Annotated in this window: 10 protein-coding genes and 2 pseudogenes; 11 read left to right on the top strand and 1 reads right to left on the bottom strand. The window is 44.8% G+C overall.

From position 1 onward, the window contains the following. The first annotated feature begins 74 nt into the window (after positions 1-74). From ppsA to HPT30_RS08620, 10 genes and pseudogenes are all read left to right on the top strand, one after another. Positions 75-2675: a phosphoenolpyruvate synthase gene (gene ppsA / locus HPT30_RS08665; protein WP_175371006.1), complete on the top strand. Its 2601-nt coding sequence runs from the start codon at positions 75-77 to the stop codon at positions 2673-2675. Between the two features lie 29 nt (positions 2676-2704). Beyond that, positions 2705-3639 (top strand): annotated as a pseudogene (locus tag HPT30_RS08660) (AraC family transcriptional regulator). A 437-nt stretch (positions 3640-4076) separates the two neighbouring features. Beyond that, positions 4077-4433 (top strand): annotated as a pseudogene (locus HPT30_RS08655) (SDR family oxidoreductase); the annotation flags it as partial. A 363-nt stretch (positions 4434-4796) separates the two neighbouring features. Next, positions 4797-5942, top strand: coding sequence for a YdcF family protein (locus HPT30_RS08650; protein WP_175371005.1), 1146 nt, complete (start codon positions 4797-4799; stop codon positions 5940-5942). Between the two features lie 257 nt (positions 5943-6199). Further along, the gene (locus HPT30_RS08645) at positions 6200-7054 is read left to right on the top strand and encodes an alpha/beta fold hydrolase (protein ID WP_175371004.1); all 855 of its coding nucleotides are present in this window, start codon (positions 6200-6202) and stop codon (positions 7052-7054) included. Between the two features lie 156 nt (positions 7055-7210). Further along, positions 7211-7399: a hypothetical protein gene (locus HPT30_RS29565; protein WP_217622316.1), complete on the top strand. Its 189-nt coding sequence runs from the start codon at positions 7211-7213 to the stop codon at positions 7397-7399. 66 nt (positions 7400-7465) lie between these two features. Then, positions 7466-8284: a MerR family transcriptional regulator gene (locus HPT30_RS08635; protein WP_175371003.1), complete on the top strand. Its 819-nt coding sequence runs from the start codon at positions 7466-7468 to the stop codon at positions 8282-8284. Positions 8285-8357: 73 nt separating this feature from the next. Continuing rightward, complete coding sequence (locus tag HPT30_RS08630) at positions 8358-9041, top strand: DUF554 domain-containing protein (protein WP_175371002.1); 684 nt, start codon at positions 8358-8360, stop codon at positions 9039-9041. 137 nt (positions 9042-9178) lie between these two features. Next, complete coding sequence (locus tag HPT30_RS08625) at positions 9179-9619, top strand: DUF6097 family protein (RefSeq protein ID WP_175371001.1); 441 nt, start codon at positions 9179-9181, stop codon at positions 9617-9619. Between the two features lie 249 nt (positions 9620-9868). Next, entirely contained in the window at positions 9869-11860 is a 1992-nt protein-coding gene (locus HPT30_RS08620) for a Na+/H+ antiporter (RefSeq protein ID WP_175371000.1), read from the top strand. Positions 11861-11953: 93 nt separating this feature from the next. Here the strand turns inward: HPT30_RS08620 and HPT30_RS08615 are convergent, their stop codons facing one another. Then, positions 11954-12946 (bottom strand): arsenic resistance protein, encoded by a 993-nt coding sequence (locus HPT30_RS08615; RefSeq protein WP_175370999.1) that lies wholly within the window; start codon positions 12944-12946, stop codon positions 11954-11956. Between the two features lie 214 nt (positions 12947-13160). Here HPT30_RS08615 and HPT30_RS08610 point away from each other — a divergent pair, with 214 nt between their 5' ends. Continuing rightward, the gene (locus HPT30_RS08610; protein WP_175370998.1) at positions 13161-16457 is read left to right on the top strand and encodes a chitinase N-terminal domain-containing protein; all 3297 of its coding nucleotides are present in this window, start codon (positions 13161-13163) and stop codon (positions 16455-16457) included. The last annotated feature ends 172 nt before the right edge of the window (positions 16458-16629 follow it).

Raw genomic sequence — 16629 nt, 5'->3', positions numbered from 1 at the left:
TATTAATCTTACTATGCCGACCAAAGTCTTGTCAAATGTTTTTTCCTCAAATGAATGGTTAGGAGAGATGTGGAATGCGTTCGTTAGTTCTCAATTTTCAGGAAATGAACAACACACAGCTTATGCTTGTTGGCGGAAAAGGGCTGCATTTAGGGGGATTGTCTAAAATTGAGGGTATACAAGTACCAGAGGGATTTTGTGTGACAACCGTGGGATATCAAGCAGCAGTCGGACCAAATGAAACATATCATGCTTTGTTGGCTCAACTAGCCATGCTAACCCTAGAAGATCGAGATCAGATTGCTGAAGTCAGCGGGAAGCTTCGACAAATCATTTTGGAAGCAGAAATTCCATCCGAGGTTGTGCAAGCAGTCACCCATTATCTCTCCAAGTTTGGTGATGAGCATGCTTATGCAGTGCGCTCTAGTGCGACTGCTGAAGATTTGCCCCATGCCTCTTTTGCCGGCCAACAAGACACCTATTTAAATATCATTGGCCAACAAGCAATTTTGGAGCATATCAGCAAATGTTGGGCATCCCTATTTACAGATCGCGCGGTCATCTACCGTATGCAAAATGGATTTGACCACAGTCAAGTTTATTTATCCGTTATCGTGCAAAGGATGGTGTTCCCGCAGGCCTCCGGGATTTTATTTACCGCTGATCCGATGACTTCTAACCGGAAGCTGCTATCGATCGATGCCAGTTATGGACTTGGAGAAGCGCTGGTTTCTGGCTTGGTTTCTGCCGATGGTTATAAAGTACGGGAAGATGAAATCATCGAGAAGAGAATAGCAACCAAGAAGTTGGCTATCTATGGTCATCAAGAAGGCGGTACAGAGACTCGGCAGATCGATCCTGATCGGCAAAAGTCTCAGACACTGACTGATCAACAAATTTTACAATTGTCACGTATCGGAAGACAGATCGAAGCTTATTTTGGTTGCCCGCAAGATATTGAATGGTGTTTAGCGGAAGATGTCTTTTATATTGTTCAGAGCCGGCCGATCACAACGTTATACCCGATCCCTGAAGCGAACGATCAAGAGAATCATGTCTATATCTCTGTAGGCCACCAGCAAATGATGACGGATGCGATGAAGCCACTGGGATTATCGTTCTATCTGTTAGTAACTCGTGCACCTATGTGTACTGCTGGCGGAAGGCTCTTTGTTGATGTCACACCTCAGCTGTCTTCACTTGCTAGCAGAGACATGTTATTAAATATTTTGGGGCAATCCGAGCCGCTCGTCAAAGATGCACTCAAGACTGTTATAGCACGAGAGGATTTTATAAAATTATTACCTAATGATACCGCTGCACCGAACAAAGCCAAAAATTACGCAGGTATGCCAGCACCAACTGAAACCGATCCGTCAATTGTTTCTGACTTGGTTGAGCGGAGCGAGACATCGTTGGCGGTGTTAAAAGTAAATATCGAAGGAAAATCAGGCGCAGACTTATTTGATTTTATTCTGGAAGATTTGCAGGAATTAAAGAAGATTCTCTTTGACCCACAAAGTACAAAAGTCATTATGGCTGGTATGAACGCGTCCGCTTGGATCAATGAGAAAATGCAAGAATGGCTAGGTGAAAAAAGTGCAGCTGACACCCTGTCCCAATCTGTATCGAATAATATTACTTCAGAGATGGGGCTGGCGCTCCTGGATGTCGCTGATGTCATTCGTCCTTACCCGGAAGTCGTTGATTATTTACAGCAACTAAAAGAGGACAGCTTGGGGGACGAACTGCTTAAGATTCGTGGGGGACAGGCAGCGTATGAAGCGATTACTGCTTTTCTGGACAAATACGGCATGCGGTGTGCCGGTGAAATTGATATCACGAGAACCCGTTGGAGCGAAAAACCATCCGCCCTTGTCCCGATCCTTCTAAGTAATATCAAGAACTTTGAGCCGAAGGCCAGTCATCGAAAATTAGAACAAGGGCGGCTTGAAGCTTTGAGCAAAGAACAAAAGCTATTAGAACGCCTAAAGGCATTGCCAGACGGAGAGCAGAAAGCAACAGAAACCAAACACCGGATTGACTTGATCCGAAACTTCAGCGGCTATCGGGAGTATCCCAAATACGGCATGGTGAATCGTTACTTCGTTTATAAGCAGGCTTTACTCCAGGAAGCTGAGGCACTTGTCCGGGAAGGAATTATTCATGAAAAAGAAGATATCTACTATCTTACTTTCGATGAACTTCACGAGGTCGTGCGTACCCATAAATTAGATTACCAGATCATAGACACACGTAAAGACGAGTTCAAACGATATGAAAAACTAACTCCGCCGCGTGTGATTACATCTGATGGAGAAATCATTACCGGGGAGTATAGACGAGAAAATCTTCCCGCCGAAGCGATTGTTGGTTTACCTGTTTCTTCCGGAGTGATTGAGGGACGAGCACGTGTTATCTTTAACATGGAAGATGCTGATCTAGAAGATGGAGATATTTTAGTTACTGCATTTACTGACCCTAGCTGGACTCCATTGTTTGTATCTATCAAAGGACTGGTTACTGAAGTGGGTGGACTTATGACCCATGGCGCCGTGATCGCACGTGAATATGGCTTGCCAGCAGTTGTTGGCGTGGAGAATGCTACCAAACTGATTAAAGAGGGGCAGCGCATTCGCGTACATGGAACGGAAGGATATATTGAAATATTGTAAGGGTGAATTTGTAATCTTGCAAAGCGGGATTGCCGCTCACCATTATTGCTGAACCAGTAGTCACTACCACCAAATATTTCGCGATCTGGCAGGCCTATTCTGACCTTATTGGTGACACTGCCAAAGGCATTATTGAACTGGCGACCGTATATGAAACTGCGAAGTACCCACCATCCGTCTTGGCGACTTACCATGCTCGTGACTATCGTGACGCGCTGAGTCGAATGACTCGTTACAAGCAACTATGCCCGCCCGAAAGCTTGCGTATCACGGAGGAAGGAGAACACTGTGTAATCGAGCTGGAATGGCAGTATACCGAGCAATCTGGTCCGCCGCTGCTGATTGGGATCACGCTGGCAAATCTTCTGGAGCTCGGGCGCCGGGGCACAGGTCAACCTTTGACGGCGCAGCTGGTTGAATTTACGCAGGCAATGGGTGATTTACGAGCCCTTGAGGCTTATTTTGGCTGTCCTGTTCGGATTGGCGCGAAGAGTAATCGGCTGACACTGCATCGAAAAGATTTAGACCTTTCCTTTCTGTCGTACAACGAAGAGCTGCTGGTGATCCTGACGCCAGTATTGAACGAATCGCTGGGCGAGCATCAGGGCAGTCGCTCCATCACGGAGAAGGTCAAATGGATCATGAAACGCAGTCTCACCGGGGACATCCAGACATTCATTCCATCGCCAAAGAGCTCAATATGAGTGATCGGATCTTGCAGCGCAGGCTTACTGACGAGAATACGAGCTTCAAGCTTCTGTTGACACAAGCAAAACACGAGCAGGCACTGGAGTATTTGGCAGACCCCTCGCTCGATATTAAAGAAGTTGCTTTTCTAATTGGATATGAGGACCAGAATTCGTTCTACCGTGCCTTCCGCATATGGGAAGATGACACTCCTTCCAATTGGCGTGCAGAGCATTTAGGTGCAAATTCGATATCCGAAAATGCTACTATATACTGATTTTTATTATTTGGCGTGTTAAACAAGATCTTTGGCATCCTATGCTAGTTACTGAATCCCCAAGACAACGTAATATAGTCCCTATCCGGAGCGCAAGGCTGTTGTAAATAAAACTACGAATTAGCTTGACGTTATATAAGACGAACAAAAAGAAAATAACAAAAAACGAGAAGGAGCGAAGGGGGAAGTTTGGAACTGTAGGAGCGGTAGCGACCGCCTTTGTCTCCAGATTTCAACCGCAACCGCGATACACTGGAAAGAAATCTGGAGACAACAGCGGCCGGAAGTCCAAACATTCCACCGTAGTGACGACCGAGTCTTACGTTAGGATTTTAAGTTCGTCTTATATAGATGCAAATAAAAAGGAGTAGAGTAGATATGGATATGGGATTACAGGGGAAAACAGCTTTAGTGACAGGATCGACCAAAGGAATAGGCCTTCAGGTCAAATGCCGCAATACTGTATGACTAAATCAATGCTGCTATCGCTCTCCAAAAGCTTGTCCAAGCTAACTGTAGGCACAGAAGTTACCGTCAATACCATTATGCCAGGACCGACACTCTCTGAGAATGTACAGCAAATCATTGAGGGAATCTACCCTAATGAAGAGATGGCTTTTGCGGAAAAAGAGAAAGACTTTATGATTAAAAACCTGCCGCAATCGGAAATACAACGATTTATAAGGCCTATTGAAATCGGCAGACTCACTACATTTGTATGCAGCCCTTATGCATCCGCCTTTAAAGGCTCTCCAATCCGCATGGATGGAGGAATGGTTCCGACGATTTTTTAATATTTTTCATAAAGACATCAATTCCATCTTGGAATAATTTCCGTGCAAAAAGCGTCATACTTTCGGACACGCTCACAGGGGTCACCCCCAGAGCGCATACTGAATGTATGGCGCTTTATTGGTATTGAAACGATAAATATAGTGAGTTATTTAGCTATGTTGTCAAACCTTATCGTTTGTTCCTTTAATATATGGTTACTTCACTAGTCGCATCTTTACATACTGGAATATTTATACTATACGACTTTACAATAGATTTACGCTGTCTTCATTCTACGTTGATAAATCAGTGTTAACTTTACATAGTCAAGTAATGATCAAGCCTCATCAAACATGAGGCAATATGAAGGCGTGGGGGACAACATGAAGAACACAAAGAAGAAACTAGCATTAGCGTTAGCCATTACGATGTCTACAGTTACATTTGCAACGGCGTACGTAACGATGGCACCGCCAGTAAGAGCTGCAGAAGTAGAGACCTCCAATGCAAAGCCGATTAGAAATGATGAACCGACTTATGAGAGAATTAATCAATATAAGGACCTGGCCATGTATTACTACTGGCATGGCGGTGATATTAAGCAGTCCGAGAAGGATATTTTCAAAGGCATTACGCTTAAAGGGAAATATGATGTTGTAGAGAATGCTTTTAAAGAAGCAACACTCCTCGACCCGTTCGATCTGGATTTGAAGTTCTCACTCGCTTCTACACTAATTATTGAGAAGAAAGTTCCAGAAGCTCTGCATACGTATAGACAAATTTTGAATTTGGATCCTAGCAACTTTAATGCAAACCTGCTTAACGGAGTGTATTCGAAGGCATCTGGAGACGAGGCTACGTACAAAGCTTCTATTGCAAAGCTGAAACTGATCAATGCTCAGAAAACCAATCAGTATCTGCAAAAAATAGAGCGTACAGAGAAGGTATTTAATGAAAAACTGAGTACAACTCCTCCGGCAAATGTACAGTCAAAAAATCATGCGATTGTGATTCTGGGTTATGCACTTGCTGATGACGGAACGATGCAACCGACGTTGATTGAGCGTTTGAAAACAGGTCTGGCTGTAGTGAATAAATATCCGAACTCTAAAATTATTGTTACAGGCGGAGTACCAAAGCAAGGCGTTACAGAGTCCGATGCCATGAGCCAGTGGTTGATTGCTCAAGGCGTTAATCCGAATAGAATTATTCTTGAAAATAAATCTACGGATACCGTTGAAAACGGTCTGTTCTCTACTGCCATTCTGGAAAGAGAAGGACTGAAAGACGTTACGATTGTGACCAGCGCAAGCCACATTCGTAGAGCACTCGCGGTCTTTAAAGAAGCTGATAGTTTCTATAGCAAAATGAACGGCAAAGCAGCAAGCAGAAACTTTACGAATGCTGTGTATTTGGATTACAAGTCTCTTGAAGAAGCACAGAAAGTAACAAATGATGAAAAGCTCGTTATTTACCGTGACCTGCTTAGAACTTCTGGTATTTGGCAATATCCTGGGTTGCAAAGATAACTACTTGCAATGAAAAAATGAGTTTGAAGGCATTATCTATGGGCGTTCCTTTACAGGACAAGCTCAGGGTAATGCCTTTTCTTTTTGACTGATCCATGACAGGTATATTAGAAATAGATACACGGTATCTTATTTTTGCATTATTCATGATTGCAAGAACGATGTATCATCATAGAAGAGATAGAATTTCTGCTATTAAAATTGTGCATATCTGTCCAGAAGTGGGGAATAATCATTAGTAAAATTAGGAGGTTTATATGACGACTTATCATTCAGTAGAGGTTGAAGGATTAGAGGTCTTCTATCGCAAAGCGGGAAATCCGGATAAACCAGTCATTGTATTGCTGCATGGCTTTCCTTCTGCTAGTCATATGTTCAGAGAACTAATCCCTGTGTTGGAGAAAGATTATTATGTCATTGCTCCTGATTATCCGGGGTTTGGGAAGACATCATCACCTGACAGAGAAGCATTCCAGTATACATTTGACCATATTACTGAAGTTATGGAGTCTTTTATCGATACACTAATGCTGACTAAATATGCGTTATACGTCTTTGATTATGGAGCTCCGATAGGCTTTCGTATCGCCATGCACCGTCCAGAGCGTGTAACCGCAATAATAAGCCAGAATGGAAACATTTATCGTGAAGGACTAGGTGGAAAATGGGCAGCACGAGAAGAGTACTGGAATAATCCGACTCCAGAAAAAAGAGAAAGTTATCACACAGCATTTGCACCTGATACGATTAAGAATCAATATGTTCAAGGAACAGAAGACAACAGAGTTTCTCCTGATGGCTATACGCTTGATATTGCTTATATGTCTCGTGCGGGAAATGATGAAAAACAATCAGATTTGATTTTCGATTACCAAAGCAATGTAAGATTATACCCGCAATTTCAAAAGTATCTCCAAGAATATCAACCGCCCTTATTGGCAGTATGGGGGGAAAATGACGTATCCTTTATTCCGGCCGGTGCCGAAGCTTTTAAACAGGATTTACCCGAAGCGGAGATTCATTTATTGGATACAGGGCACTTTGCATTGGAAACACATGCGCTTGAGATCGGAGAACTGATGCTGAATTTTTTAAAGAACAATGGAATATGAAAAAGTGGCCGGGGCGGGGCATCGACTAAAGTTCAATATCGCATACCCTCAACTGGAATTCAGTTAAAAATTGTTCGGTAATGATCGTATCACGGTTATCGATTTCATAAATTTCGCAAGGGTCTCCGAATAGACGGGGGCCTTTTTCGTTGGCATGTGCAACGACCTCAAGCATTTTTTCGTGACTTTGGCCTACCGGAAGGATGTAATCATAGCAGACGTTTCATTCTGGCCGGGGTAGCTGTACTCGCAGTTGCTCCCGTAGAACTTCCAGTCGGTGTTGTTATGGGCGCGCTTGGCGCGCCGTTCTTTCTCTATCTGCTGCGTTCCGCAAAGAATATGTAGCGGGTTTACACACGAATGTCTTAAAGATATGATTTATAAACAGATATTCGAAAAGGCGGTATAGGCATGAAGGAATTATTCACAATAGGTGAATTATCAAAATTATTTCAGGTCAAAATCTCCACGCTCAGATATTATGATGAGATTGGGCTTTTGAAACCAGAATATATAGATAAGAGCAATAATTATCGCTATTATTCAACTCAACATTTTGAAAGATTAAGTACGATCAAATATTTAAGAGCTTTGGGCGTGCCAATCAGCGACCTTTTGGATTTCTTCGACTACCGTGATACGGATAAGCTGATCGAGATGTTAAACCGGCAACAGACTGAAATTGCGAATAAAAAAAGAGAATTAGAGTTAATTGATAGAAAAATCAAACGACGGCTGACTCAGATCCATGATGCAATCAACCATCCAATGGGTACAATAATGGAAGTGAAGCTGCCTAAACTAAGAGTGGCCCATTTAACCCATGACTATAGACCTGGTGAGGATATTGAGTATCCCATTGCCGAACTCCGAAAAAATTTCAACATTGATGAAAGTATTTTCCTGGGTAAAATCGGGCTTTCAGTTGCGCTTCAGGATATTGAGGCCAATACATTTGACCGCTACAACAGTATTTTTATGATCTTAGAAGAAGGAGATAATATCCCCAAAGCGGAAGTCGTTTTTCCCGCCCGTGAATATTTAAGAGTACGTTTCAGTGGGACACATGTCCATGCAGCTGGCTTTTATGAAGAATTACTCAAGTATAGTGAACAGCATGGTTATACCATCATCGATGATTCAATTGAAATTACATTGATTGATTATGGGATTACAAATAGCGTGGACAAGTACGTTACAGAAATTTTATTGCCTTTTAGTCGAAATTAATAACTTGACCCTCTAGTTACTAGAGGGTTTATTTTTTTTATATTGCCAATTTTGAAGGGAGAAAGAAACGATAATGTTGGGTACGGCCTTTAATGTGTTAATGATTATTCTAGGTAGTATTATTGGAAGTGTTTTTAAAAAGGGGATCAAGAACGAGTATCAAGATATTTTGATGAACGCAATGGGATTAGCTGCGCTAGCGCTTGGAATGAATACGATCGTGCAGCACATGCCTGATAGTAAATATCCTGTTCTGTTTATCGTTAGTTTAGCTCTTGGCGCTTTAATTGGACAAAAGATTAACTTGGAAGAGAAATTTAATAATCTTGTTAGTAAGTTTTCGAAAGGAAATCTGGCCGAGGGATTATCAACTGCTATTTTATTATTTTGTATCGGTTCACTATCTATACTTGGTCCGGTCGAAGCAGCGTTAAAAGGTGATTACACTTATTTATTTGCTAATGGAATGTTGGATTTTATAACTTCTATCGTATTAGCGTCAACATTTGGTCTCGGTATAGCATTAGCTGCTCTAGTATTATTTTGCTGGCAAGGTTCAATCTATTTGATCGCGAAATTAATAGAGAATTCTTTAAATGCTGATCTGATGAATGAGATATCTATCATTGGCGGTATTTTAATATTATGTTCAGGCTTAAGTATTTTAGGGATTAAAAAAATGAAAACATTAAATCTTTTGCCCGCATTAGCTATTCCACCGCTTATGTTTTTGATCATTTTTGTTTTTAATTTGTAGTACAATCCCATCATTTTAGTACCTCAGGGCCTAGTGTGCGACTGTTTATCCAAGTTATAATATAAAATTCCGGAGAATCGTGAACCTGATGTTCGAAAGTTACCGCCGGAATTCATATACAACGAGAGGAGACAACTATGAATATGGGAAAAACCCTCCTGAGCTCGATGGAGTTTAGCCAGGAGTTAGATATGCTTCACAAGCATATTACGAACAGGGAGCTGCCGGTGTCCAAAAGCGATTCCTTCGACAAGCAGTGCATGCTGCTCGAAGAATCTCTCGGTGAGCATGCTTATCAATCTACATACAAGAAAATGAAAAAGGTGAATATCTTGTCTGGTTTGTTCGCCCTGCCAGTGCTGCTGGTTGTGGCCGCTGCTTTTATCTATGGGCGATGGATCGACCGAGACTATGATGTTTTTGGATTTTTCGTGGATCATCCTATCCTGTATATTGTGCCTGCCGCTCTGATCGTAGTGACTCTGGTGCTGGCTGCGTTTCATTCGGCGCTACGTCGGAAGCTGTATGGTCATATCTATCTGGAGCTGAAAAGCAAACTACGGATGAATGCCAACTGAGTGTGAACGGGTTCGCCCACTAGTGCGTATCAGCAATCAAGAACTGGTTGTAGCATCAGACTGATGATATGTGGATATGCCTCATAAGTGTAAAAGGGTCAGCGTCTCCATATGGAGGCACTGATCCTTTTTTATACATGGTAACCATCGGATTTACATTCAGTTTAAAAATACATTTTATACTAAGTTAAATATTAGAACTCTGATATTATGAAATCTATTGATTGTAGATCTGGAGGTAAGATTCACTTGGAATTGTTTGAATTTATTTTGCTGATGTTGGCGGCTGTCTCTTTATCCAATTTAGTGAACAGATTTATTCCTTCGGTCTCCGTGCCGATTATTCAAATCGTACTGGGGATGATCATTACTTGGCTACCTGTTCACTATGAACTGAAATTAAATCCGGAGCTATTTTTGCTTCTATTCATTGCCCCGTTGCTATTCAATGATGGCAGACATGCGGATAAAGAGGCGCTATGGAAGCTGAAAAAACCAATCCTTTTACTAGCGCTGGGTCTGGTGTTTGTGACGGTAGGTGTGATGGGATATTTCCTGAATTGGCTACTTCCGGTCATCCCGCTGGCAGCATCCTTCGCACTGGCGGCTGCACTAGCACCTACCGATGCTGTGGCCGTGGGTGCACTGGAGCAGAAAGTGAAGATCCCTCATCAGACGATGCAAATTCTGGAGGGAGAATCTTTAATCAACGACGCATCGGGGCTGGTTTCCTTTCAGTTTGCCGTAGCCGCTATGGTCACTGGTATGTTTTCTTTCAAAACGGCCAGCATCAGCTTTATCTCCATTTCACTTGGTGGTGTGGTACTGGGACTGTTGCTCACGTTTGTAAAATATGGCGCGGTGAAATGGCTGCGGAGACTGGGGATGGAGAATGTCACGCTCCACATGCTGATTGAGATTATGACTCCTTTTTTAATTTTCATCGCTGCCGAGGAATTGGGGGTCAACGGTATCCTTGCTGTTGTTGCTGCAGGAATCGCTCATTCTTTAGGTTACAAGAAAATGAATCCCGAGGTTGCCAAGCTAAGAGTTGTATCCAAAAGCACCTGGTCGGTCATTATCTTTGTATTGAACGGACTGGTTTTTCTGCTGCTGGGAACACAGCTTCCGGAAATTATTCAGACGATTTGGAACAGCCCGGAAATAGGGAATGTTAAAGTCATTTTGTACACACTATTATTGACTGTGGCTGTACTCGGGCTGCGGCTCATCTGGGTGCTTCTAATGGATATCTCTGAAAAGGCTAATCCGCGCGAACCATGGCCAGTCAGATTCAAGAAGGCGCTGATCCTCAGTCTATCAGGAGTACGAGGAACGATCACACTGGCGAGTACATTGTCGCTGCCGTTTTTTCTTGATGATGGCACAGCCTTTCCGGCGAGAGATTTAATTATTTTCCTTGCGGCTGGAGTAATATTGTGGACCCTGCTAGCCTCCAACTATCTGTTGCCGCTTTTATTGGGGAAAGAGACGCAAAATGAGCAGGAAGAAGAGGATATTCAGGCCAAAATTGAGATTCTGCGAAATGTAGTTACAGGTTTAAACGAACAGACCAGAGATGAGAACCGGCTGGCAACGGTCCAGATTATCAATACGTATACTACCAGGATTCGCACGCTCAAAAAAGATGACAATCAAGATAAGGTACAACGGTCCTTGGGCATATCTGTCCTGAAATGGGAACGAGAGAACACGCTGCTTGCGCTTGAAGAGAAAGAAGTGAATCCATATATTGCATATAGTTACCTTAACAAAACTAATAAACTGTTATTTATGCAAACAAGAGATTCCAGCTATAAAAAAGAGCTTTTCCCCATTAAGCATTGGATCGAAATATTCGAAAAACTACCGCATGCTCCGTTAAGCTTCCGTGAAAGACGTGCCGAATTGCTTCGGCTCAGAATTCATAATATTGCTTATGTCATTAAGCAACTAAACGTTCTGCTTGCAGAAGGTGAGCCAGATCATATGGTGACCGTCAGCGCACTGATTCTGCATCAGGAACGTACGCTACAGCATCTGAGCAAAAACGAATCGGTCACCGATACCCGAAAAGAGTTCGACATCTCGCTGCAGGAGCTGGCCCGGATCGGAATTCAGCTGGAGAGAGACAACATCCAATCCATGTTCGAGACAGGGCGAATCTCTAGACAGGGCATGAAGGATATGAAACGCGATATTCTCTTTATGGAGCATGATCTGCGAGAAGAGATGGCTTGAGTGTGAGGCTGGACTATTCCTAATGAAGAGAACTGTTTAAATGGAAAATTTGAGAAGTTCAATAACATATTCAATACAAAAAAAGGCAGCCCATTATAGGCTGCTTTTGCTATGTTCATGCTCTTTATCCCGCAAAATTAATGCAGGAACGATGCGTATGTAAATCAGTTCACCTACAAGCTCCACAATAGTCTGAGTTACTATAACAGCCGCTGCTATGGTAGCCCATTCCCCTGGTAAGGATAATCCCAAAGGAAGAACTACGAGCGAATTTCGAGTTCCTGAACTGAAAATAAGCGCTCTTCCTGCCCCGGCATCCAGGCGGAACCATGCCGCAAGCATGCGTGATAACATTGGCATCACAATAAGAAATAAAATATAAATGGGGAGGACTTTTAGAATAATATCAAAATCGTTGGTAACCTTCTCGATTTGAGAGGCAACTACAACAATTAAGGCTAGTGCCATGAACGGAACGGGTAACCAAGCTGATAAATGAAGTGCTCTTTCTCCACTTGTTTTATTCTTTGCCCACAGTTGCGTCATAAGTGCCAGAAATAGAGGGATAACAATTAGAAACGAAAATGCTTCGACAAAAGGTCCAACCTTTACAATTTTAGCTGCTTCATTTCCAATGAATAACCATAAATAGAAAGGAAGCAAAACCATTTGAACAACGAATAGTATAGGAGTTGCTGCTAGCATAAGCTTTTCATTCCCACGTCCCAGTTGTGTAAATACGATTACGTAGTCAATACATGGCGTTAACAGTACCAAGTAAACTCCGACTAAGATTGGAGGGGATTGGGGGAAGATCTGAGTTAATATCCATACTACGATTGGGACGATGACAAAGTTAGCGACCAATAAAGCCCCAATAAATCTTCCATTGGAAAGCGAATCTCGTAGTTGAAGAAATGGGATTTGGGCAAACATGCTATACAGAAGAATCGCAAGAATTGGTGAGATCGTAAAATGAAGCAATGAACCAGTCTGAGGGCTAGTCAATCCTATAACTCCACCAATAATTAGAACAATTACATACAGCCAAATTTGTTGATGTTCAAGTCTTTCTCTTGTTAACATTTCATTCTCCTTTCAACCATTAAGAAAATTATACTAACAAAGAGTGGAGGGGTAAACTTATTTTGTAGTACTCGATACATAGGCCAAAAGATTTATTTACATAAGTTTACATAAATCTATGTTCCTCCTAATTCTTGGGCGATAGGATAGTAGACGACAAGCAGGTGGTTAATTCTGGCAAGACCTGCCGTTCTATCACTGAAGGAGGATGGGGATGAAGAAGAGTCATTCAGATTGGAAAAAGAAGCTGATCAAAGGCATGTTCGCAGCGGCGGTAGCCGTTCCAATGCAGTTATTCGCATTTGGAGCCGGTCCGGCGGTATATGCTGAGGGACCAACCGACCCTGCGCCGTTCATTGAAGCCAAAGTAGTCAATGAGAATGCGGGCAAAAAGATTTTGTTCGACAATACCCATGAGCAGACTGCGGGCGCAGCCGACTGGGTGATTGACGGCGCTTTTTCCGATTTCGGTAACGCACTTGCGCAGAATGGTTATTATGTCAAAGAGCTTCGTAAGACAACGCCGATTACTTTAAGCGATCTATCCGCTTATGACGTCTTCATCACAGCCGAGGCCAACGTGCCATACAAAGCCAGTGAACAGCAGGCAATGGCGCAATACGTGCAGAATGGCGGTAGCATATTCTTCATCGCTGATCATTACAACGCAGACCGCAACAAAAACCGCTGGGACGGTTCCGAGGCGTTCAACGGATACCGCCGCGGAGCGTGGGACAACCCGGCCAAAGGCATGAGCGCCGTAGAGGCCGCTTCCGATGCAATGCAGGGTGTAGTCAGTTCCGACTGGCTGGCAAATGAGTTCGGCGTTCGGTTCCGCTACAACGCCCTCGGCGACATCAATGCAACCAACATTGTCCCTCCTAATCAGGCCTTCGGCATCACGACAGGAGTGTCGGCCGTAGCGATGCATGCAGGTTCCACGATCGCCATCCTGGACCCGCACCGGGCCAAGGGCATCGTGTACTTGCCACAAACGAGTGCAGCTTGGCCTAATGCCGTGGACCAAGGTGTCTATAGCGGCGGCGGAGTAGCGGAAGGTCCATATGTGGCAGTTGCCAAAAAAGGGGCCGGCAAGGCAGCCTTCATTGGTGACTCTTCCCCAGTAGAGGATGCGACGCCAAAATACCTTCGTGAGGATACCGGCGCTAAGAAAACAACTTACGACGGCTTCAAAGAAGTGGACGATGGCAAGCTGCTGGTGAATACTGTTAACTGGCTAGCCAAAAAAGAGAGCTATACAGATTTCACCCAGGTCAGCGGCCTGACACTGGATCAGCCGACAGCGTTGCTGCCGTTTGAAGAGCCAGCGCTATCCACCGAGCCAAAGCCTGAGCCATGGGCCGAGCCGAACGCCGGTTACAAATGGTATGATCGTAGTACGTTCAAGGCCGGCTCCTACGGCGGACCAACAACTAGCGCGAACGCGGTGTACAAATTCACGCACCAGGCCGTATTACCGAATGCGCAGGATTTTCAGATTCGAGTGATTGCGGATAATTTACCACCCGGTACTACAGTATCCGGCTTCCAGGTAGGTATCTACCAGGTAAGCGGGGGTACCCAGATTGCTAAGATTCAGAACAACGATGGCTCCTGGCCGAGCAGCTATGGCTACAGCGCCTCTTTCAGCCTGACTGCTGATCTGAACGGCCATGCCTACAAGGATCTGACGGTACAGATCAAGCCAGGCACGACGGCTGCTTCGAACCTGCGACTTCGCCTTAATAGCACCAACCTGACGACCGAAGCAGTGACGCTGGGCAATGTTCCGGCCGAACCGCTCCCGGCAGAGGAGGATCCGATACCAGCCGCGATTTCCGTCAGTGAAGCCCGTAACAAGGCCACAGGAACACTCGTGACCGTGGAAGGGACTGTGACGACTGAGCCGGGTATTTTCGGCGGTCAGAGTTTTTACTTACAGGATGAGACTGGCGGATTGTATGTCTTCCAGAGCCAGAGCGGCTTCCATGCCGGTGATAAGGTTAAAGTGACGGCGCCTACAACTCTGTACAATACAGAGCTGGAGCTGTCCGACGTGGTGCAGATTGCGAAGACCGGAACGGCAGTACTCCCGCTGCCGGTGTCGGCAACAGTGGTGAACGATGCTAATCAAGGGCAATTGCTCAAGTTGTCCGACGTGACGGTGACTCATATCATTAGCGCTGCCCCAAGCGGTTCGTTTGAATTTGACGCCATCGCCGCTGACGGGACAAGCAATCATGTACGGGTAGATGCCCGGACAGGCATTACTAAGGACAACTTCCCTTATACGGAAGGACAGCAGCTGAACATTACGGGCGTTTCTGCAATTTTTAATGGCGTCTATCAGCTAAAGCCAAGAAGTGTTGGGGACTTTGTCATTGCGGAAGCGAAGAACGCGCCGGTGACTACAGCAACGCTATCGGCCCAAACCAATGCTGCCGGCTGGCTGAATCAGTCCGTAGAAGTTACTCTCATAGCCGACCCTGGCACGGCTACGATCTATTACGCGCTGAACGACAGTGCGGAAAAAGTGTACAGCGCGCCAGTATCCGTGAGTCAAGACGGCCGGCATATGCTTGCTTATCATGCATTGCCAGGCAAGGGCAAGGCTGAAGAAGTCAAAACACTTGGCGTAAATATCGATACGACACCGCCAACCGCTGAACTGACAGAGTCCGGCCATATTGTCAAAGATGTAGAGGAAGAGGCACAGCTTCAATTTGAATTAACCGCCTCCGATACGTTGTCCGGCGTTGCCTCCAAGCAGCTTCTGCTGGATGGGTGTCCGATCACCGAAGGGCAGATCGTGAATGCTGCCGATCTGGGCGCAGGAGCCCATACGGTTGGATACGTCGTAACCGACGCCGCTGGTAATAAAGCGGAGAAGAGCTATTCCTTTCAGGTTAAGAGCGGTACTTCACTAGCTACAGGCAAGCCCGGACAAGTGGTACTGTCTTCGAATAGCGGCTATGCCAGCGGACTCAGTGACGGCAATTATACCGTCACCATGAATCTCTGGTGGGGCAACAATGGCACCAGCTACAAGCTCTATGAGAACGACGTGCTGATCGACAGCAAGTCGCTGAAGGATGTTTCTCCATCGGCCCAGACCACAAGCACAGAGCTTAACGGTAAGCCGAACGGCACGTATGTGTACACCGCAGAGCTGACCAACAAATATGGCACAACCAAGAGCAATACGCTCACAATCACTATTCGCGACGCCGCCCCGGGCAAACCAGTATTGTCCCATGACAATTGGGATGGTGATGGTGACTATAAGGTGACGATGAACCTGTGGTGGGGTACCAATGCTACGGAGTATCGCCTGTATGAGAACGGTAAGCTTATCGACACGCAGACGCTAAAAGCGAACGCGCAAACTGCGCAAAGCGCCGAGACGACCATTAGCGGCCGTGAACCCGGATTGTACGAGTACCAGGCCGAGCTGGTCAATGCGGCGGGAGTGAACGTTAGTGATACAATCAAGGTAACGGTCAACCGTTAAGTAGATGAACGTTAAGCATGACGTTAATGACGATCGAGTAGGAGGGGGCGTTAAACCCCCGTCCTCTCACACCACCGTACATGCGGGTCCGCATACGGCGGTTCCAAAAGGTTAACAAAGCTCTAAGTAACGTGAAAGCAAACTTTTCAGCCCTTTCGCTTCCCAATAGGAA

The organism is Paenibacillus agri, from assembly GCF_013359945.1.
Classification (GTDB): domain Bacteria; phylum Bacillota; class Bacilli; order Paenibacillales; family Paenibacillaceae; genus Paenibacillus_AQ; species Paenibacillus_AQ agri.
Note: the sequence above shows the minus strand (reverse complement) of the source record. Positions and strands in the feature narration are given on the sequence as shown.